We start from the raw sequence: 18814 nt of genomic DNA on the forward strand, positions 1-18814 counted from the left end.
CCGCCCCGTTCTGGTGCAAGGGGGGCGCGCTTCCACACCCCACTCCACGCGACGCCCCTCGTATGCGGACCCGGAAGCCGCGCCCCGGCGCGATCCCGCATTGTGAAGCCTCGCATACATGACAGGTGACAGCATGGCTCTCTACGAGCATGTCTTCATCGCGCGTCAGGATCTTTCCAACGCGCAGGCGGAAGGGCTCATCGAGCACTTCGGCCAGGTCCTCAAGGACAACGAGGGCGACGTGGTCGGCTTCGAGTACTGGGGCCTCCGGACCATGTCCTACAAGATCAACAAGAACCGCAAGGGCCACTACGCCTTCATCCGCTCCAACGCCCCCTCGGCCGCGGTGCAGGAGATGGAGCGCCTGATGCGCCTGCATGACGACGTCATGCGCGTGATGACCGTCAAGGTGGACGAGCACGAGGAAGGCCCGTCGGCGGTCGTTCTCGCCAAGCAGTCCCGCGACGATCGTGGGCGCGGCGGGCGCGGCGGCGACCGCGGCGGCCGCGGCCGGCGCGATTGATCTGACAGGAGTATTCGCACATGGCTCGCAAACCCTTCTTCCGCCGGCGCAAGACCTGCCCCTTCTCGGGCGAGAACGCGCCGAAGATCGACTACAAGGACGTCAAGCTCCTGCAGCGCTACATCTCCGAGCGCGGCAAGATCGTCCCGTCCCGCATCACCGCCGTCTCGGCGAAGAAGCAGCGTGAACTGGCCAAGGCCATCAAGCGCGCCCGCTTCCTCGCCCTGCTCCCCTACGCTGTGAAGTAAGGAGGACGACATGCACGTTGTTCTGCTCGAACGCGTCGAGAAGCTCGGCCAGATGGGCGACGTCGTCACCGTCAAGCCCGGCTTCGCGCGCAACTTCCTCCTGCCCATGGGCAAAGCGCTTCGCGCCACCAAGGCCAACCTGGCCCGGTTCGAAGCCGAACGCGCCCAGCTGGAGGCCCGCAACCTGGAGCTCAAGGCCGAGGCGGAAGCCGTGGCCGACAAGCTCAACGGCGAAGCCTATGTCGTGATCCGCTCCGCGTCGGATTCGGGCGCCCTCTACGGCTCCGTCTCCACCCGCGACGTGGCCGACTGCGCCACCGAGGCCGGCTTCTCCGTCGCCCGTTCCCAGGTCGTGCTCAACAAGCCGATCAAGGAACTGGGTCTGCACGAGGTCCGCATCATCCTGCACCCCGAGGTCGACGCGACGGTCACCGTCAACGTCGCCCGCTCGCAGGAAGAGGCCGAACTGCAGGCCTCCGGCAAGTCGATCCAGGAGCTCCGCGCCGAAGAGGACGCCGAGGCTGACTTCGACATCGCCGAGCTGTTCGACGACATCGGCGCCGCGGCGAACGATGACGACGACCTCGACCCGCGCGGCGCCTCGGATGACGAAGGCCCGATCGTGGACGGCGACAGCCAGGCCGAGGAGCAGCCGCAGGTCTGATCCTGCCGCGCTTCGCGACCCTGCAAGACCTGGAAAAGCCGCGGCCCTGCGCCGCGGCTTTTTCTTTTCATGTCATCGCCTTATAGCTCGAAGCTTACAGATTTCAAATTTAGGAAACCCCGTCCGATCGGGACCGCGATAAGAAAACCTTATCGCCCCTTCAGCCCGCATATCCCGTCGCCACCGCCCGCGCCCAATCCTCGCGCCCCGCCGCCCGCGCCGCCGCGACCATCCGCGCGGCGTCATAGGGCACCGCGCGCAGATCCGCCCGCCACAGCCCGCCCTCGCGCCATGCGACCGCGTAGCGCGCATCCGCGCTCCCGGTCTCCATCGCGTGCGGAACCGGGGTCTCGTCACGATACGCCGGGCACCCGACCGAGCCCGGGTTCACCCACAGCCGCCCATCCCCCAACCGCGACACCCGCGGCTGGTGCGAGTGTCCGCAGGCCAGCAGCCCCGCATCTATCCCCGCCGCCTCCGCCGCGATCTCCTCGGCCCCGCGCAGCACGACCCGCCCGTCCGGCGTCACCCGCTCGGCCCAATACGTCTCGTCATGGCGCGGGATCGCGTGGCAGAAGAACCCGTCCCCGATCCGCAGAACCTCCGGCATCTCGCGCAGCCAGGCGATGCGCGCCGGGCTCAGCCGATCCACCGTGAAGCGGTCCGTCGCGCCCATCTCCCGCGGCGCCGCCGTCCCCACCACCCGGTCATGGTTGCCGCGCAGGAACACCATCTCCCGCCCCTCCAGCAACTCGGCCGTCCCCGCGGGGTCCAGCGGCCCGCTCAGGTGATCCCCGAGGTTCACGATCCGCGCCCCCGGCGCCTCGCGCGCGTCGATATCGGCCAGCACCGCGGCCAGCGCGTCGGCATTGCCGTGGATGTCGGCGATCAGGATGAAACGGTCCGGGTCGTCATGCATGGCGGCTCTCCTTCGCCCGCCACCATGCGGCGCCGCAGCACCAACGCAAAGGGGCCGCCCGAAGGCGGCCCCGTTCGTCGGCGCGGCAGGCCCGGATCAGGCGGGCTGCTTGGTCACCCGCAGATAGGGCAGCTTCTTGTCGAAGGCGCCGAATTTCGCGGTCGCGTCCTCGTCCGACACGGCCGGGGTGATGATCACGTCGTCGCCCGGCTGCCAGTCCGCCGGGGTCGCCACCTTGTGCGCCAGGGTCAGCTGCATCGAATCGAGGATGCGCAGCAGCTCCGGGAAGTTGCGGCCCGTGGTCATCGGGTAGGCCATGTACATCTTTATGCGCTTGTCGGGGCCGACGAAGAACACCGTGCGCACCGTCTGGTTGTCGGCGGCGGTGCGGCCCGCGGAGACGCCCTCCACCTCGGCCGGCAGCATGTCATAGAGCTTCGCCACCTTCAGATCGGTGTCCGCGATCATCGGGTAGGACACCGCATTGCCGGTGACGGCCGAGATGTCGGACTTCCACTTCTGGTGATCCTCGACCGTGTCGACCGAGATCCCGATCAGCTTGCAGTTCCGCTTGGCGAATTCCTCGGCCATGCCCGCGGCGGCGCCCAGCTCGGTCGTGCAGACCGGGGTGAAGTCCTTGGGGTGCGAGAACATGATCGCCCAGCCGTCGCCGATCCAGTCGTGGAAGCTGATCGGCCCGTCCGTCGTCTCGGCGGTGAAATCCGGGGCGATGTCATTGATGCGGAGGCTCATTTGCGCCATCCTCCTGTTGGGTTCGCGGCATTGCGGCATGACCATGCCGCCCCGCGCGCCCGCACGCAACCCGCCGAATTCCGCGTGCGCCGCCGCCCGCGCCCGGCTATGTTGCGCCCGCACATCGGAGAGGTGACATGCACGACGGACCGCCCCCCCCGGACGGCGCCCCGGAGCAGGCGCACGGCGCCGGCGCCGACAGCCCCATCCCCTGCAATGTCGAGGCCGAGCAGGCCCTTCTCGGGGCCATCCTGGTCAACAACGACGTCTACGAGCAGGTCGAGCGCCTGGTCGAGCCGCAGCATTTCTACGACCCGGTGCACGAGCGGATCTACGAGCTGATCAAGAATCGGCGCGCCAAGAACCTGCTGGTCTCGCCCGTCACCCTCAAGCCGTTCCTCGAGGACGACCCGGGCATCGCCGAGCTCGGCGGCACCGCCTATCTCGCCTATCTCGCCGGCGCCGCGGTCAGCTTCTCGGCCGCCAAGGATTACGGCCAGGCGATCTACGACATGTTCCTGCGCCGCGAGATCATGAATCTCGGGCAGGAGATTCACCACCGCGCCGTCACCATCCATCCCGACGACGACCCGCGCGAGCAGATCGTGAAGGCCGAGCAGGCGCTGTACGGTCTCGCCGAAAAAGGCAGGTTCGAAGGGGGGTTCAAGAGCTTCGTCAAAGCGGCGGCTGAATCCGTCGACGCCGCCAACGCCGCCTATATGCGCGACGGCAACCTCGCCGGCATCTCCACCGGGCTGATCGACCTCGACAAGCAGATGGGCGGGCTGCACCCGTCGGACCTCATCATCCTCGCGGGCCGCCCCTCCATGGGCAAGACCACGCTTGCGACGAACATTGCATTCAACATCGCAAGGGATTGGCGCGAAGGCGAAAAACCCGACGGCACCTACGGCACCATCGACGGCGGCAAGGTCGGGTTCTTCTCGCTCGAAATGTCCGCCGAACAGCTCGCCACCCGCGTGTTGTCCGAGGCCGCCCGCGTCCCCTCCCACAAGCTGCGCCGCGGCGACATGACCGAGGACGAGTTCGCCCGCTTCGTCGAGGCCGCGCGCGAGCTCGAGCGGATGCCGCTCTATATCGACGACACGCCCGCGCTGCCCATCTCCACCGTCGCCGCCCGCGCCCGGCGCCTCAAACGCCAGCACGGGCTCGACCTGCTGGTGATCGACTACCTCCAGCTGCTGCGCCCCGCCACCGCCAAGGACAGCCGCGTGAACGAGGTGTCGGAGATCACCCAGGGCCTCAAGGCCATCGCCAAGGAGCTCGACATCCCCGTCATCGCCCTCTCCCAGCTCTCCCGCCAGGTCGAGTCGCGCGAGGACAAGCGCCCCCAGCTCTCGGACCTGCGCGAATCCGGCTCCATCGAGCAGGACGCCGACGTGGTGATGTTCGTGTTCCGCGAGGAGTATTACCGCGAGCGCGAGAAGCCCTCCGAGACCGAGCACGAGAAGATGATGTCCTGGCAGGAGCTGATGGAGCAGGTCCGCGGCAAGGCCGAGGTGATCCTCGGCAAGCAGCGCCACGGCCCGATCGGCTCGGTCGAGCTGTCCTTCGAGGGCGAGTTCACCAAGTTCGGCAACCTCGCCAAGGAAGACCAGCGTGGCATCGAGTATGAGTGACGATTTCGTCGACGGGGGCCTGTCGCGCCCGATCCTGACCATCGACCTCGGCGCGCTGGCCGCGAACTGGCGCGCGCTGGCCGACATCGCCGCCCCGGCCGAGGCGGCGGCGGTGGTGAAGGCCGACGCCTATGGCTGCGGGCTGGACCGCGTGGCCCCGGCGCTGGCCGCGGCGGGGGCGAAGACCTTCTTCGTCGCCCAGGCCCTGGAAGGCGCGCGCCTGCGCCGGATCCTCGGGCCCGGCCCGGTGATCTATGTCTTCAACGGGTTCATGCCGTCGGACCTGGAACTCTTTGCGTCCAATGACATGCGGCCCGTCGTCAGCTCGCCGTCTCAACTCAAGGCGCTCCGCTCCGCCCTCTACGCCTTCGAGGCGCCGCCGAAGATCGGCGTCCATATCGAAAGCGGCATCAACCGGCTCGGCTTCACCTCGGAGGAGATCGACCTTCTGCGCGCCGACGGCGCCGGCGGCTGCGAGATCACCCTCGTGATGTCCCATCTCGCCATGGCCGACGAGCCCTCGGCGGGCATGAATGCGCGCCAGCGCGGCGCCTTCGCGGGCCGCTCCGCGCTGCTGCGCGCCGCCGCGCCCGGCGCGCAGCTCTCCCTCGCCGCCACCGGGGGCACGCTGCTCGGCGCGCCCTTCCATTTCGACCTGGTGCGCCCGGGCGTCGGCCTCTATGGCGGGCTGCCCTTCGGCGCGGCGAAGAGGGTGGTGACGCTCGAGGCGCCGCTGCTCCAGGTCCGCCGCGTCCCCGCGGGCGACACCGTCGGCTACGGCGCCGCCTGGACCGCGCGGCGCGACAGCCGCATCGGCGTGCTGCCGCTGGGCTATGCCGACGGGTTCTTCCGCACCCTCAAGGGCGTGAAGACGTACCTTCGCGGCCGCCCCGCGCCGCTGGTGGGCCGCATCTCTATGGACATGGTCACGGTCGACCTGACCGACCATCCCGACGTGCAGACCGGGCAGCTGCTCGAAATTCTCGGGCCCAACCAGTCGGTCGACCAGCTCGCCGCCTGCTGCGGCACCATCGGCTACGAAGTCCTCACCGCCCTTGGCGACCGCTACCAGCGCCGTTACATAGAGGCGGACTGAAGACAGACCTCCCGACGGGGCGCACGCGCCCCCGAAGCGCCCGGAAAGGCCACGAAGCATGCCCGTCATCGCCCTCGTCATGGGCCTGCTCGCATCCGTCGGGCGCACGGTGATCGACCTGTGCGCCTCGGTCGGCGCGCTGGCGCTGTTCGCCCTGCGCGCGACCAGCCACGTCTTCCGCCCCGCCTGGTACCCGGTCGAATTCGGCCGCCAGCTGGTGCGCATCGGCTATTTCTCGCTCCCCGTCGTCGGCATGACCGCCCTCTTCACCGGCGGCGCGCTGGCGCTGCAGATCTATGCCGGCGGCGCGCGGTTCAACGCCGAAAGCGTGGTCCCGTCCATCGTCGCCATCGGCATGGCGCGAGAGCTCGGCCCCGTCCTCGGGGGTCTCATGGTCGCCGGGCGCGTCTCCGCCTCCGTCGCCGCCGAGATCGCGACCATGCGGGTGACCGAGCAGATCGACGCGCTCTCCACCCTCTCCACCAACCCGCTGAAATTCCTCGTGGCGCCGCGCCTTGCGGCCGCCACCATCGCGATGCCGGTCCTCGCCCTCGTGGGCGACGCCATCGGCATCATGGGGGGCTTCCTCGTCGGCGTCGGCCGCCTCGGGTTCAACGAGGGGGCGTACCTGCACAACACCGCCCAGTACCTGACCGCGGGCGACGTCACCTCGGGCCTGATCAAGGCGGCCGTGTTCGGCTACATCATCGCGCTGATGGGCTGCTATCACGGCTACTCCTCGGGCCGCGGCGCGCAGGGCGTGGGCCGCGCGACCACCAACGCCGTGGTCTCCGCCTCGATCCTCATCCTCGCCGCCAACTACATCCTGACCGAGGCCCTGTTCGCCACATGACCGCAACGCCCATGATCGAGCTGACCGGCGTCGCCAAGGCGTTCGGATCCAAGGAAGTCCTGCGCGGGGTCGACCTGGCCGTGCCCAGGGGGACCTCCACCGTCATCATCGGCGGGTCGGGCACCGGCAAGTCGGTGACCCTGAAATGCATCCTCGGGCTGATCCAGCAGGACGCGGGCGAGATCCGCGTGGATGGCGAGGCCCTCGGGCGGCGCAACCGCGACGAATTCCTCGCCCGCTTCGGGATGCTGTTCCAGGGCGCGGCGCTGTTCGACAGCCTCAGCGTCTGGGAGAACGTCGCCTTCCGCTTCCGCCGCGGATCGGGGCGCAAACCGAAGGCCGAGGCGCGCGACATCGCCGTCGACAAGCTGCGCCGCGTGGGCCTGTCCGCCGATGTCGCCGACCTGTTCCCCGCGGAACTCTCCGGCGGCATGCAGAAGCGCGTCGGCCTCGCCCGCGCCATCGCCCATGACCCCGAGATCATCTTCTTCGACGAGCCGACGACGGGCCTCGACCCGATCATGTCCGGCGTGATCAACGAGCTGATCCGCGAGCTGGTGACCGAGATGGGCGCCACCGCGCTGACCATCACCCATGACATGACCTCGGTGCGCGCCATCGCCGACCGGGTGGCGATGATCCATGGCGGCAAGGTGTGCTGGGAGGGGCCGGTCTCGCGCCTCGACGACTCGGGCGACCCTTACGTCGACCAGTTCATCCACGGGCGCGCCCAGGGCCCGATCGAAGCGATCCGGTGAGCGGCCCGGTGACCGGCCCCGCCCGGCAGGACGCCGCCCCGACCGGCCCCGCGGCGCCCGCTGCCGACGCCCCGCGCGCCGCCGCCGCCGCGCTGCGCGTGCCGCCGGCGCTGTTCCTCGCCAACCTCTCCTTCGTGCTGCTCTGGCCCGCGGCATGGTCCGTGCCGCTGCTCGAACTCGGGCTGGTGGAGATGATCGGCGGGCGCACCGTCTCGGTGCTCGGCGGGCTCGAGATCCTCTGGGCCAAGGACGCGCTCCTCGCCTGCCTCGTCGCCCTGCTCGGCGTCGTCATGCCGATGGGCAAGACGCTGCTGCTGGCCGCGGTCCAGGCCGGAAAGCTGCGCGCCCGCGCCCTGCCCCTCATCGAGATCGCGGGCAAGCTGTCGATGGCGGACGTGTTCCTGCTCGCCATGATCGTGGTGGTCGCCAAGGGGGTGGGCATCGGCTTCGCCAGGCCCCTCTGGGGCCTCTACGCCTTCGCGCTGTGCGTGCTCGCCTCGATGCTCGTCTCGCACCTGACCAAACAGAAGCTCCGGAGCGCCCCATGACCATCATGCTTGTCGGCATCTTCATCGGCGCGGTGGTCTTCGCCGCCACGCTCAACGCCGCCTGGCGCGCCTATTCGGCCGAAGGGGGCCTGCGCTGGACGCAGGGCATCGCCGCGGCCTCGACGATCCTCGCCATCGGCGCCGTGTCGCTCGGCCTGCCGGTCGGCGTCGCCCGCGCCTTCGGCCTCGTGCTCACCCTCGTCTCCATGGCGAACGTGATCCAGGAGCGGGGCTGGAACCGCGCCTTCCCGGTCATCCATTTCGCCATCGGCATGACCATCGCCGACGGCGAGATCTTCGAGGGCTGAGCCGCCCATGGCCCGCAAGGACGCCCCCTCCTTCGCCTGCAACGCCTGCGGCGCGGTCCACGCCAAGTGGGCCGGGCGCTGCGACGCCTGCGGGGCGTGGAACAGCATCGAGGAGCAGAAACCCCTCTCCTCCGGCCCCGGCGCGAAATCCCTCGGGGCCGCGCGGGGCAAGACGGTGCCGCTGGTGGACCTGTCGGGCGAAGAACCCGCGCCGCCGCGCATCGCCACGGGGGTGGCCGAGCTTGACCGCGTGCTCGGCGGCGGGCTGGTGCCCTCCTCGGCCCTGCTGATCGGCGGCGATCCCGGCATCGGCAAGTCCACGCTGCTCCTCCAGGCCGCCGCCGCCTACGCCCATGCCGGCGCCAAGGTCGTCTACGTGTCGGGCGAGGAAGCCACCGCCCAGATCCGGATGCGCGCCGCGCGGCTCGGCCTCAAGGACGCGCAGGTGAAGCTGGCGGCGGAGACCAACCTGCGCGACGTCCTGACCACGCTCGACGCCGAGAAGCCCGACGTCGCCATCATCGACTCGATCCAGACCATGTGGCTCGACTCGGTCGACAGCGCCCCCGGCTCCGTCTCCCAGGTCCGCGCCTCGGCGCATGAACTCACCAGCTTCGCGAAGCGCGGCGGCTCGGCGGTCATCATGGTCGGCCATGTCACCAAGGACGGCCAGATCGCCGGCCCGCGGGTGGTCGAGCACATGGTCGACGCGACGCTTTACTTCGAGGGCGACGGCGCCCGGCCCTTCCGCATCCTGCGCTCGGTCAAGAACCGCTTCGGCCCCGCGGCGGAGATCGGCGTGTTCGAGATGACCGGCGGCGGGCTGCGCGAGGTCGCCAACCCATCGGCCCTGTTCCTGTCGGACCGCGAGAAGGACGTCAGCGGCTCCGCCGTCTTCGCGGGGCTCGAGGGCACCCGCCCGATGCTGTCCGAGATCCAGGCCCTCGTGGCCGACAGCCCGCTCGGCACGCCCCGGCGCGCGGTGGTGGGCTGCGACTCGGCCCGCCTCGCGATGATCCTCGCGGTGCTCGACGCGCGCTGCGGCATCTCGTTCGCGCAGATGGACGTGCATCTCAACGTCGCGGGCGGGCTGCGGATCATGGAGCCCGCCGCCGACCTCGCCATCGCCGCCGCGCTCCTTTCCGCCCTGCGCGACCGCCCGCTTCCCGCGCAGGCGGTGGCGTTCGGCGAGATCTCCCTCTCGGGCGCCGTGCGCACCGCGCCGCAGCCCGAACTGCGCCTGCGCGAGGCCTCGCGCCTCGGGTTCACCTCGGCGTTGATCCCTTCGCAGGTGAAGACGCGCGAAAAATCTGGCATGAGAGTCACGAGAATCGAGGACCTGGGCGCGCTCCTGGAACACGCCTTCGACGCAAGCTGAAGCCGCCCGCCCCCGGCCCACCGGCCGTCCCGCCTACCGGCCGCCCCGGCCGCCACATTCCGCGCCGCGCGTCCCCGGGCCTTCCCCGTCCCGCCCGCGTCCGCCGACCCAAGCGTCGCCTGTCCCTTCCGCAGGGGCCGGGCGCCAGCAACGGAGCGTTACATGCAGTTCACCATCGCCGACGGCGGCATCGCCCTCGTCCTGCTCCTGTCGGGCATGCTCGCCTGGAACCGGGGCCTCGTGCGCGAGGCGCTGGCCCTCGGCGGCTGGGTGCTCGCGGCCTTCGCCTCGCTCTATGGCGCGCCGATCGTCGAGCCGCTGGTGCAGGAGATCCCCGCCATCGGCCCCTGGCTCGCCTCGCAGTGCTCGCTCTCCAAGCTGTTCTCCTTCTCGGTGGTCTTCGCGCTGGCGCTGATCATCCTGTCGATCTTCACGCCGCTCTTCTCCGGCGCCATCCAGGACAGCCCCCTCGGCGTGTTCGACAAGGGCCTCGGCTTCCTCTTCGGCGTCGCCCGCGGCCTCGCGTTGCTGATCATCGCCTACGCCGTCTACACCTTCGTCGTCGCCCCCGACGCCCGGATGCCCGAGATCGAGAACGCCCGCCTGCTGTCGCTGATCGCCGAGCCGGCCGAGATGGCCCGCGCCTGGGTCGAAACCACCACCGCCCAGCTCTCGGCCCGCGCCCAGAGCGGCGAGGCCGCCCTGCCCGAGTGGTTCACCTCGATGTGGGCCGGGTTCGCCGGGGAATGCGAGGGGCTGCAGCTCTTCGACGCCCCCGAGGGCGGCCCCACCGACGCCTGACGACGCCCCCGCGCGCCCCGGTCCTTCCGGGGCGCGCGGCGCTTGGGCACGCCCCCATGCGCCCAACGGATGACGCTATGATGACGCCGCGGTGGTGACACGCCGCCGCCCCGGGCCTATAAGCCTGCCCGACTCCGGTTTTCGCACCGCACAAGGGACCGCGCCCCATGCCCCTCGACGAGCACCGCTTCCCCCGCCACCCGTTCGACCCGCGCTCGGACGACGCCGACGGCGACAAGCTGCGCGAGGAATGCGGCCTGTTCGGCTGCATCGGCGTCGGCGACGCCGCGACCTTCGTCGCCCTCGGCCTGCACGCGCTCCAGCACCGCGGCCAGGAGGCGGGCGGGATCGTCACCTACGACCCCGAGGCCGGCTTCAACTCCGCCCGCAAGCTCGGCTACGTGCGCGACAACTTCACCGAGCGCGAGACCATCGAGCAGCTGCCCGGCCGCGCCGCCATCGGCCACGTGCGCTACTCCACCTCCGGCGCCAAGGGCCAGACCGCGATCCGCGACGTCCAGCCCCTCTACGCCGAGTTCGCCATGGGCGGCTGCGCCGTCGCCCATAACGGCAACCTGACCAACGCCGCCGCCCTGCGCCGCGCGCTGACCGAGCGCGGCTCGATCTTCCAGTCCTCCTCGGACACGGAATGCATCGTCCACCTCATCGCCCGCGGCTTCCAGCCCAACATCCCCGAGCGGATGAAGGAGGCCCTGCGCCGCGTCGAGGGCGCGTTCTCGGTCATCGCGCTGACCCGCACCAAGCTGATCGGCGTGCGCGACCCGATGGGCGTGCGCCCGCTGGTCCTCGGCCGCCTCGGCGACGGCTGGGCGCTCGCCTCCGAGACCTGCGCCTTCGACATCTGCGGCGCCGAATACGTGCGCGAGATCGAGCCCGGGGAGATGGTCATCATCACCGAGGAAGGCGGCGTCGAGAGCTCCCGCCCGTTCGAGCCCGCCCCCTCCCGGTTCTGCATCTTCGAACATGTCTATTTCTCGCGCCCCGACAGCGTGATCGGCGGCCGCTCGGTCTACGAATCGCGCCGCCGCATCGGCGTGGAGCTGGCGCGCGAGGCGCCGGTGGAGGCCGACCTGGTCTGCCCCGTGCCCGACAGCGGCACCCCCGCGGCCATCGGCTTTTCCCAGGAATCGGGCATCCCCTACGCCATGGGGATCATCCGCAACCAGTACATGGGCCGCACCTTCATCGAGCCGTCCGAGCAGATCCGCAACATGGGCGTGCGCCTCAAGCTCAACCCCAACCGGGCGCTGATCCGCGGCAAGCGGGTGGTGCTGGTGGACGACTCGGTCGTGCGCGGCACCACCTCGATCAAGATCAAGGACATGATGCTGGACGCCGGCGCGAAGGAGGTGCATTTCCGCATCGCCTCGCCGCCCACCTCCTGGCCCTGCTTCTACGGCGTCGACACCCCGGACCGCGAAAAACTCCTCGCCGCCACCATGTCCGAGGAAGAGATGCGCGCCCATCTCGGCGTCGATTCCCTGCGCTTCGTGACCCTCGACGGCCTCTACCGCGCGGTGGGCGAGAGCGAGCGCGACGCCGCCTGCCCCCAGTATTGCGACGCCTGCTTCTCGGGCGAATACCCGATCCCGCCCTCGGACCAGATCGCCTCGGGGCGCATCCCCGCCCAGCGGAAGGCCGGGGCATGAGCCGCCCCTTCGACGGCAAGCTCGCCCTCGTCACCGGCGCCTCGCGCGGGCTGGGCCGGGCGATGGCCCGCCGCCTCGGCGCGCAGGGGGCCGAGGTGATCGCGCTCGCCCGCACCACCGGCGCGCTGGAAGAGCTCGACGACGAGATCCGCGCCGCGGGCGGTCCGCAGGCGACGCTGGTTCCCGCCGACATCACCGACGACCCGGCGCTGGAACGGCTCGGGCTGGCGATCCACGAACGCTGGGGGCGGCTCGACATCCTCGTGAACTGCGCCGCCCACGCCCCGCCCCTGTCGCCGGTCGAGCATGGCGGCAAGAAGGATCTCGAGCGGACCTTCGCGGTCAACGCCCTCGGGGTGCAGCGGCTGGTGCGCTGCATGGACCCGCTGATGCGCGCCGCCCCGCAGGCGGTGGCGGTGTTCCCGGCCGACCGGGTGAATGCGGGCAAGTTCCACTCGGTCTACGAGGCGTCCAAGGCCGCGGCCGAGGTCTTCGCCCGGGCCTGGGCGGCCGAGACGGCGCAGGCGAACATCGCCGTCCTGCGCCCGGCGCCGCCCGCGATGGACACCGCCCTGCGCGCCCGCTTCCGGCCCGGAGAGATCCGCGACGCCCTGCCCCCGGTGGACGAGGCCGCCGCGGGCATCGTCGACGCGATCCAGGCGGCGCTGGAGGGCTGAAGGCCCGCGCCCCGCGCGGCCCCCGCAGAACAGCCCCGACCGCCCCGCGCGGCCGGGGCTTTTTCATGCGCATCCGGTCCACGTGGGGCCGCCCTCGGGGGCATCGAGCCCCCTCGGCCGGCGCGGCCCCCGTCACCCGTCGCGGCGGCTTCGGGCGCTGCGCCGGGGGCCGCAGGACCGGCGGGCGGCCCTGCGGCCCCCTGCCGCGCCCCTTCCGGCTGCTGGACCGCCTCGACCCCGCCGCCGCCGCGCCGTAGCGTCCGGGGCATGAGCGGACATCATCACCACCACGGCCACCACGGTCACTCACAAGGCCACTCCCACGGCCACCACCACCACGCCGAGGGCGCGTCTTCCCGCGCGCTCGGCATCGCCTGCCTGCTGACCGGCGGCTTCATGCTGGCCGAGATCGCGGGCGGGGTCATCTCCGGCTCGCTGGCGCTGCTGGCCGATGCAGGCCACATGGCGACCGATTTCGCCTCGCTCGCGCTGGCCTGGATCGGCATGCGCCTCGCCCGACGCCCCGCGGATGCAAAGCGCAGCTACGGCTGGGGCCGGTTCACCGTCCTCGCCGCCTTCGCCAACGGCATGGCGCTGTTCGCCGTCGCGCTGTGGATCTGCGTCGAGGCCGTCCAGCGCCTCGCCGCCCCCGCGCCGGTGCTCGGCGGGCTGATGCTGTGGATCGCGGCCGCGGGCCTCGCGGTCAACGTGCTCGCCTTCCTCGCCCTGCAATCGGGCGACCGGTCGTCGCTCAACGTCCGCGCGGCGGCGCTGCACGTGATGGGGGACCTGCTCGGCTCCGTCGCCGCCATCGCCGCGGCGCTGATCATCATGGCCACCGGCTGGACCCCGATCGACCCGATCCTCTCGGTCCTCGTCGCGCTCATCATCCTGCGCTCCGCCTGGGCGGTGACCCGCGAAAGCGCGCAGATCCTGCTCGAGGCCGCGCCCCCCTCGCCCACCGCCGAGGAAGTCGCGGGCGCCCTGCGCGCCGAGATCCCCGAGGCGCTGGAGATCGCCCATGTCCACCTCTGGTCGCTGACCGAGAGCCGCCCGCTCGCCACCCTCCACGCCCGGATCGCGGACGATGCCGACCCCGAGGCCGCCGCCGACCGCATCCGCAACGTGATGGCCGAGCGCTGGTCCATCGAGCATGTCACCGTGGAAGTCCGCCGCGCCGGGCGCTGAGCCTCCATCCCGGCGACAGGCCATTTCCCCACGGGCCGCTTCCCCAAGGGGCCGCTTCCCCGGGGTCAACCCGTTTCGCTTGACGAAACGCGGCCCGGGCCGCAGGCTATTTTAAGAAAACATTCACCGCTCGAGGTGACGTTTTCCCGCGGGTCTGCACCCGCCCGGCGCCGACCTCCGCGCCGCCCGGGCCGCGCCCGCCCGAAGCCTGGGGAGAACGCCCATGACGCCGTCCGCCCGCCTCGCCTGCGCCGCCGCGCCGGCCCTTGCGCCCCTCGCCGCCGCCGCGTCCGAGGACGCCTGGGACCCGGTCTGCGACATGCCCCCGGTGATGTCGAACGACGCGGCGGAGCTGAGCGCCGCCCTCGCCTGCATGCAGCTGCGCATCGACGACCTGCGGGCCGAGAGCGCGGCGATGCGCGCCCGCGCCGAAGCCGCCGAGGCCATGGCCCGCATGGCCCTGCGCATCGCCCGGGACATGGCCGACCAGGTCGCGCGGGCCGAGTGAGGCCCCCGCGCGCCTGTCACGATACCTGAAGAAAAGGCGTCAGCCTGCTGCACTGAAAAGGTAATCTTCGTCCGAAACCGGCTCCAGCCAGGTCGCGAAGGACCCGTCCAGCTCCTCCTGCGCCGCGATGTGCTCCATCTCGGTCTCGGGCCCCGCGCCGTGCCAGTGCTTCTCGCCCGGCGCGAACTCGATCACGTCGCCGGCGCGGATCTCCTCCACCGGGCCGCCCTCCCGCTGCACCCGGCCCACGCCGGACACCACCCACAGGGTCTGCCCCAGCGGATGCGTGTGCCAGTTGGTCCGCGCGCCCGGCTCGAACCGCACGCGGCTCATGCGCAGGCGGGCGGGCGCGGGCGGCGCGGTCAGCGCGGCGTGATGCACCGCCCCGGTGAAGTTCGCCGGGTTCGGCGCAACCTGAGGAACCTCGGCCAAACGCTTGATCTTCATAGCATCCTCCCATGCCGCCCCCGGACGAGGCGGCGCGGGGATCAGTGGATCTTGCGCTTGTTCGCCTTCGCCTCGTAGGGGTTGTCCGACTTGCGATAGAACAGCCGGATCGGCACGCCGTCGAGGCCGAAATCACGCCGCAGCCCGTTCACCAGGAAGCGGGTGTAGCTGTCCGGCAGGTCGTCCCCCTTCTGGCAGAACACCGCGAAGCTGGGCGGGCGCGACTTCACCTGGGTCATGTAGCGCAGGCGGATGCGGCGCCCCGAGGGGGCGGGCGGCGGGTGCGCCTCGGTCTGCGCGATCAGCCAGCGGTTCAGCTGGCCGGTGGTGATGCGCATGTTCCAGGTCTCGTAGACCTTGAAGATCGCGTCGCGCAGCTTGTCGAGATTCTTGCCCTGCAGCGCCGAGATGAAGACCAGCGGCGCGCCGCGCAGCTGCGGCAGCAGGCGGGCGAATTCCTCGCGCAGCTCCTTGGCGCGCACCGACTTGTCGTCCTCGAGGTCCCACTTGTTGACCGCGACGACCACCGCGCGCCCCTCGCGCTCGGCCAGGTCCGCCAGCCGCAAATCCTGCTGCTCGAACGGGATCGTGCTGTCCAGAAGCACCACCGCGACTTCGGCGAACTTCACCGCGCGGATGCCGTCATGAACCGAGAGTTTCTCAAGTTTCTCAACGACTTTCGCGCGCTTCCTCATCCCCGCCGTGTCGAAGATGCGCACCCGCTCCTCGCCCCAGGTCACCTCGACCGAGATCGAGTCGCGCGTGATCCCCGCCTCGGGGCCGGTCAGCATCCGCTCCTCGCCGAGGATCGCGTTGACCAGCGTCGACTTGCCCGCGTTCGGGCGGCCCATGATGGCGATCTGGAGGGGCTTGTCGTCGCGCGCCGCCTTCTCCTCCTCGCTCATCAGCTCTTCCTTGGCCTCGACCAGCGGCGCCAGCGCGGCGAAAAGGTCGCCGAACCCCTCGCCATGCTCGGCCGACAGGCCGATCGGCTCGCCGATCCCGAGGCTCCAGGCCTCCATCACCCCGGTCTCGCCCTGCACGCCCTCGGCCTTGTTCACGCCGAGCACCACCGTCGCCTCGGCCTTGCGCAGCAACGTGGCGAGCTGCTGGTCCTGGGCGGTGATGCCGGTGCGCGCGTCGACGACGAAAAGGCAGGCGTCCGCCATGCCGATGGCGCGCTCGGTCAGCGCGCGCATCCGGCCCGGCAGGCTGTCATCGGTGGCGTCTTCCAGCCCCGCGGTGTCGATCACCGTGAAGCGCAGGTCGCCGAGCCGCGCCTCGCCCTCGCGCAGGTCGCGGGTCACGCCGGGGGTGTCGTCCACCAGCGCAAGGCGCTTGCCCACCAGGCGGTTGAACAGCGTGGACTTGCCGACGTTCGGACGGCCGACGATGGCGAGGGTGAAGGACATGGCGACGAGCGCTCCTGAAGCGGGTCGCCCCCGCGGAGGAGGGCGCTGAAATACGACAAGAGGGGCCGGGCGGGATGCGCGGCCCCTTCTCTCTCTCTTCTCGGTCCCCGCGCCGGGCGCGGGAGGGGTCGAAGCGGGCGCGTATCGCCGAAGCGGCGCGCGGCGTCAAGCCCCCGCGCGCGCCCCGGCGCCGGGCCTCAGCGATAGGTCAGCAGCCGGCCGTCATCGGTCAGCACGTGCAGGCGGCCATCGACGGCGATCGGGCCGGCGCTGGCGCCGCCCGGCATCTCCACCACCGGGCCCGGCTGGCCCGACACCGCGTCGAAGCCCGCGAGCCGCCCGTCCGAGCTCACGGTCCAGACCGTGTCCCCGGCCAGCACCGGCCCGGCCCAGGCCACCGGGTCCTCGCGGTCCTCCATGTCCTCGAACCCCTCGAGGGCGCGGGACCAGAGCGTCGCGCCGGTGCGCGCGTCGATGCGCAGGATCCGCGGCTCGGTGGTCACCACATAGGCCGTGTCCAGCGCCGCCCAGGCGGGCGAGAGAGACCCGAAGCCGCGCGACCAGATCTCGGTCCCCCGGCGCCCGTCGATGCCCTTGAACGGGCCGCCCGCGACGCCGGCCAGGATCACGCCGCCCATCACCACCGGCCCGGAGGTCACGTCGGTGAAGGCCGACAGCCCCTCGCCCGCGGCGCCGGCCGACAGGTTGATCGACCAGACCCGGACGCCCGAGGGCGTGCGGATCACCGCCAGCTCGCCCGAGCCGAAGGGCGCGAGCACCGCGCCCGGCACCCCCGCGGGGGCGCCGCGGCCAAGGTTGCCGCGGCGGGTCGACAGCCCCTCGACCGTCCAGGCCGGGGACCCGTCGGCGATGGAGAAGCCGCGCACCATGTTGGCGGTGTCGACCGCGGCCACCTCGCCGCCCGTCACCACCGGCGCGCCGCGATAGGGCGCGGTCCCGCGGGCGCGCCACGCGATCTCGCCGCTCGACGGATCCAGCGCGACCACCTCGCCATGCCCGGTGGTGGCGTAGACCCGGCCCCGCGGCCCGATCGCCAGCCCGCCGCCATAGGCGTCGTCGCTCTCCTCGCCCTCGAGCGCGAGGTCGGCGGTCCACAGCACGGAGCCGCTCGCCGCGTCGAAGGCCCGGACCCCCGCGGCGCCGTCGCGCGCGAAGATGCGGCCATCCGCGGCCACGAGGCCCGTGGGCAGCGTCTTCTCGCCCGGCGCGTCGCCGACCGAGGCCGACCAGGCCAGCGCCGGCGCGCCCGCCAGGCCCTGGCGGCGACCGCCGCCATGCGCCGCGTCGCCGCCCGCATGGGTCCAGGACCCGCTCTCGGCCACCGGCGGCAGCGGGCGCGAGGCGATCAGCCCCTCTTCATTCGCGCCCAGCTCGGCCGCGCGGATCGCGATCCGCTCGCCCGGCAGGCGCGGCGTCTCGTTCGAGGAACAGGCGCCGAGCGCCAGCAGCGCCAGCGCGGCGGCCGAGAGGCGCGCGCCGGACCGCGCCGTCATGCGAAGCGAAGCGGGACGGGACGCCGGGCGGCGCGTCGGGGCGAGGCTCATCACGCGTCCTCCTCGGGGCCGATCAGCTCCAGCAGCTGCGCCAGCCGCTCGCGCAGCCCGCGCGAGGCCATCTGGTCCTGCAGCGCGGCGGTCGCGTCGGCCCGGGCCGCTTCGCGGTCCCCGGCGGCCAGCTGCGCGCCCGCGCGCTGCTCCAGCGCCAGAAGGCGGAAGGGATGGGTCTCGGCGGTGAAGGGGGTCATCGCGGCGACGCGCTCGGACGGGGTCAGCTTCGGAAGCTCCACCAGCGCGGCCTTGAAATCGGCGAGGTCGCGATAGAGCGGGTCCACCCCGCCGCGCGCGGCGACGTCGCGCAGGATCGCGGCGGCCGCGTCCTCCTCGCCCGCCTCGATGCGCGCGTTCGCCTCGCCCAGGCGCGCCAGCAGCGCCGGGCCCTCGGGCAGCGCCTCGGCGGCCTCCGAGAAGCGCAGCGCCTTCGCCTCGGGGGTGGAGGACTGCAGCGCCTCGATCAGCGCCGCGCCCGCCTCCTGCGCCGCGGCCTCGTCGCGCTGCTTGCGCCATTCGAGCACGGCGGTGGCGGCGACGACGGCCACCACGGCGAAGATCACGCCCGGCCCCCAGGATTTCCAGAGCTTGAGCATGCGGTCGCGCCGCAGCTCCTCGGTCACCTCCTGGACGAAGCTGTCTGTGTCGCTCATCCGCCTGCTCCCTCGCCGTAAATTCGGGCCCGGACTGCGGGGGCGAAACGCCGTCCCCCCGGGCCTGAACGGCTATGCACCAGCGCCGCGCATGATGCAACAGCGTGAAAATCGCGCCGCACCCCTTGATTTGGGACGCCGTCCGGTCGATATCGGCAGGAGAACGGCGTTCTCTTGTCCGCCCGACTCGCCCCCTCGCGCC

At 71.6% G+C, this 18814-nt stretch carries 21 protein-coding genes; 15 read left to right on the forward strand and 6 right to left on the reverse strand.

Features of this window, described 5'->3' with window-relative positions:
• Positions 1-133 precede the first annotated feature (133 nt).
• From rpsF to rplI, 3 genes are read left to right on the forward strand one after another with little or no spacing between them, the layout of a single operon-like run.
• On the forward strand, positions 134-523 hold the full coding sequence (rpsF, locus tag ACQ5SO_RS05900) for a 30S ribosomal protein S6 (RefSeq protein ID WP_430940653.1): 390 nt from the start codon (positions 134-136) through the stop codon (positions 521-523).
• Positions 524-543: 20 nt separating this feature from the next.
• Complete coding sequence (gene rpsR / locus ACQ5SO_RS05905) at positions 544-771, forward strand: 30S ribosomal protein S18 (RefSeq protein WP_430940654.1); 228 nt, start codon at positions 544-546, stop codon at positions 769-771.
• A gap of 10 nt (positions 772-781) precedes the next feature.
• Positions 782-1435: a 50S ribosomal protein L9 gene (rplI, locus tag ACQ5SO_RS05910; RefSeq protein ID WP_430940655.1), complete on the forward strand. Its 654-nt coding sequence runs from the start codon at positions 782-784 to the stop codon at positions 1433-1435.
• A 160-nt stretch (positions 1436-1595) separates the two neighbouring features.
• Here rplI and ACQ5SO_RS05915 read toward each other — a convergent pair whose 3' ends face one another.
• Entirely contained in the window at positions 1596-2354 is a 759-nt protein-coding gene (locus ACQ5SO_RS05915) for a metallophosphoesterase family protein (protein WP_430940656.1), read from the reverse strand.
• Between the two features lie 96 nt (positions 2355-2450).
• Complete coding sequence (locus ACQ5SO_RS05920; protein WP_430940657.1) at positions 2451-3107, reverse strand: peroxiredoxin; 657 nt, start codon at positions 3105-3107, stop codon at positions 2451-2453.
• A gap of 137 nt (positions 3108-3244) precedes the next feature.
• On the opposite strand from ACQ5SO_RS05920, the gene ACQ5SO_RS05925 reads away from it, so the two are divergent.
• The 12 genes from ACQ5SO_RS05925 (at position 3245) to ACQ5SO_RS05980 (ending at position 14532) form a co-directional block, all read left to right on the forward strand.
• Positions 3245-4747 (forward strand): replicative DNA helicase, encoded by a 1503-nt coding sequence (locus tag ACQ5SO_RS05925; RefSeq protein ID WP_430940658.1) that lies wholly within the window; start codon positions 3245-3247, stop codon positions 4745-4747.
• A gap of 19 nt (positions 4748-4766) precedes the next feature.
• Entirely contained in the window at positions 4767-5843 is a 1077-nt protein-coding gene (gene alr / locus ACQ5SO_RS05930; RefSeq protein WP_430940681.1) for an alanine racemase, read from the forward strand.
• 58 nt (positions 5844-5901) lie between these two features.
• Complete coding sequence (locus ACQ5SO_RS05935) at positions 5902-6696, forward strand: MlaE family ABC transporter permease (RefSeq protein WP_430940659.1); 795 nt, start codon at positions 5902-5904, stop codon at positions 6694-6696.
• Positions 6697-6707: 11 nt separating this feature from the next.
• Positions 6708-7454, forward strand: a complete 747-nt coding sequence (locus ACQ5SO_RS05940) for an ABC transporter ATP-binding protein (RefSeq protein WP_430940682.1) — start codon at positions 6708-6710, stop codon at positions 7452-7454.
• Complete coding sequence (locus ACQ5SO_RS05945) at positions 7451-8002, forward strand: paraquat-inducible protein A (RefSeq protein ID WP_430940660.1); 552 nt, start codon at positions 7451-7453, stop codon at positions 8000-8002. The genes ACQ5SO_RS05940 and ACQ5SO_RS05945 overlap by 4 nt, the downstream gene beginning before the upstream one ends.
• Complete coding sequence (locus ACQ5SO_RS05950) at positions 7999-8310, forward strand: hypothetical protein (protein ID WP_430940661.1); 312 nt, start codon at positions 7999-8001, stop codon at positions 8308-8310. The genes ACQ5SO_RS05945 and ACQ5SO_RS05950 overlap by 4 nt, the downstream gene beginning before the upstream one ends.
• A gap of 7 nt (positions 8311-8317) precedes the next feature.
• Positions 8318-9688 carry a DNA repair protein RadA gene (radA, locus tag ACQ5SO_RS05955; RefSeq protein WP_430940662.1) on the forward strand — a complete coding sequence of 457 codons (1371 nt, stop codon included), beginning with the start codon at positions 8318-8320 and terminating at the stop codon, positions 9686-9688.
• A gap of 162 nt (positions 9689-9850) precedes the next feature.
• Complete coding sequence (locus ACQ5SO_RS05960; RefSeq protein ID WP_430940663.1) at positions 9851-10489, forward strand: CvpA family protein; 639 nt, start codon at positions 9851-9853, stop codon at positions 10487-10489.
• Between the two features lie 167 nt (positions 10490-10656).
• Positions 10657-12159, forward strand: a complete 1503-nt coding sequence (purF, locus tag ACQ5SO_RS05965) for an amidophosphoribosyltransferase (RefSeq protein ID WP_430940664.1) — start codon at positions 10657-10659, stop codon at positions 12157-12159.
• Positions 12156-12836 (forward strand): SDR family NAD(P)-dependent oxidoreductase, encoded by a 681-nt coding sequence (locus ACQ5SO_RS05970; protein ID WP_430940665.1) that lies wholly within the window; start codon positions 12156-12158, stop codon positions 12834-12836. The genes purF and ACQ5SO_RS05970 overlap by 4 nt, the downstream gene beginning before the upstream one ends.
• A gap of 267 nt (positions 12837-13103) precedes the next feature.
• A complete protein-coding gene (locus ACQ5SO_RS05975; RefSeq protein ID WP_430940666.1) occupies positions 13104-14024 on the forward strand; it encodes a cation diffusion facilitator family transporter in 921 nt (306 codons plus the stop codon).
• Positions 14025-14247: 223 nt separating this feature from the next.
• Positions 14248-14532, forward strand: coding sequence for a hypothetical protein (locus tag ACQ5SO_RS05980; protein ID WP_430940667.1), 285 nt, complete (start codon positions 14248-14250; stop codon positions 14530-14532).
• Positions 14533-14571: 39 nt separating this feature from the next.
• Here the strand turns inward: ACQ5SO_RS05980 and ACQ5SO_RS05985 are convergent, their stop codons facing one another.
• From ACQ5SO_RS05985 to ACQ5SO_RS06000, 4 genes are all read right to left on the reverse strand, one after another.
• Complete coding sequence (locus ACQ5SO_RS05985) at positions 14572-14979, reverse strand: (R)-mandelonitrile lyase (RefSeq protein WP_430940668.1); 408 nt, start codon at positions 14977-14979, stop codon at positions 14572-14574.
• A gap of 41 nt (positions 14980-15020) precedes the next feature.
• Complete coding sequence (gene der, locus ACQ5SO_RS05990; protein WP_430940669.1) at positions 15021-16391, reverse strand: ribosome biogenesis GTPase Der; 1371 nt, start codon at positions 16389-16391, stop codon at positions 15021-15023.
• A 197-nt stretch (positions 16392-16588) separates the two neighbouring features.
• Positions 16589-17956 carry a PQQ-binding-like beta-propeller repeat protein gene (locus ACQ5SO_RS05995; protein ID WP_430940670.1) on the reverse strand — a complete coding sequence of 456 codons (1368 nt, stop codon included), beginning with the start codon at positions 17954-17956 and terminating at the stop codon, positions 16589-16591.
• Positions 17956-18612 (reverse strand): tetratricopeptide repeat protein, encoded by a 657-nt coding sequence (locus tag ACQ5SO_RS06000; RefSeq protein ID WP_430940671.1) that lies wholly within the window; start codon positions 18610-18612, stop codon positions 17956-17958. The genes ACQ5SO_RS05995 and ACQ5SO_RS06000 overlap by 1 nt, the downstream gene beginning before the upstream one ends.
• Between the last annotated feature and the right edge of the window lie 202 nt (positions 18613-18814).

The organism is Rhodovulum sp. DZ06 (assembly GCF_050586345.1).
GTDB lineage: Bacteria > Pseudomonadota > Alphaproteobacteria > Rhodobacterales > Rhodobacteraceae > JBOCEF01.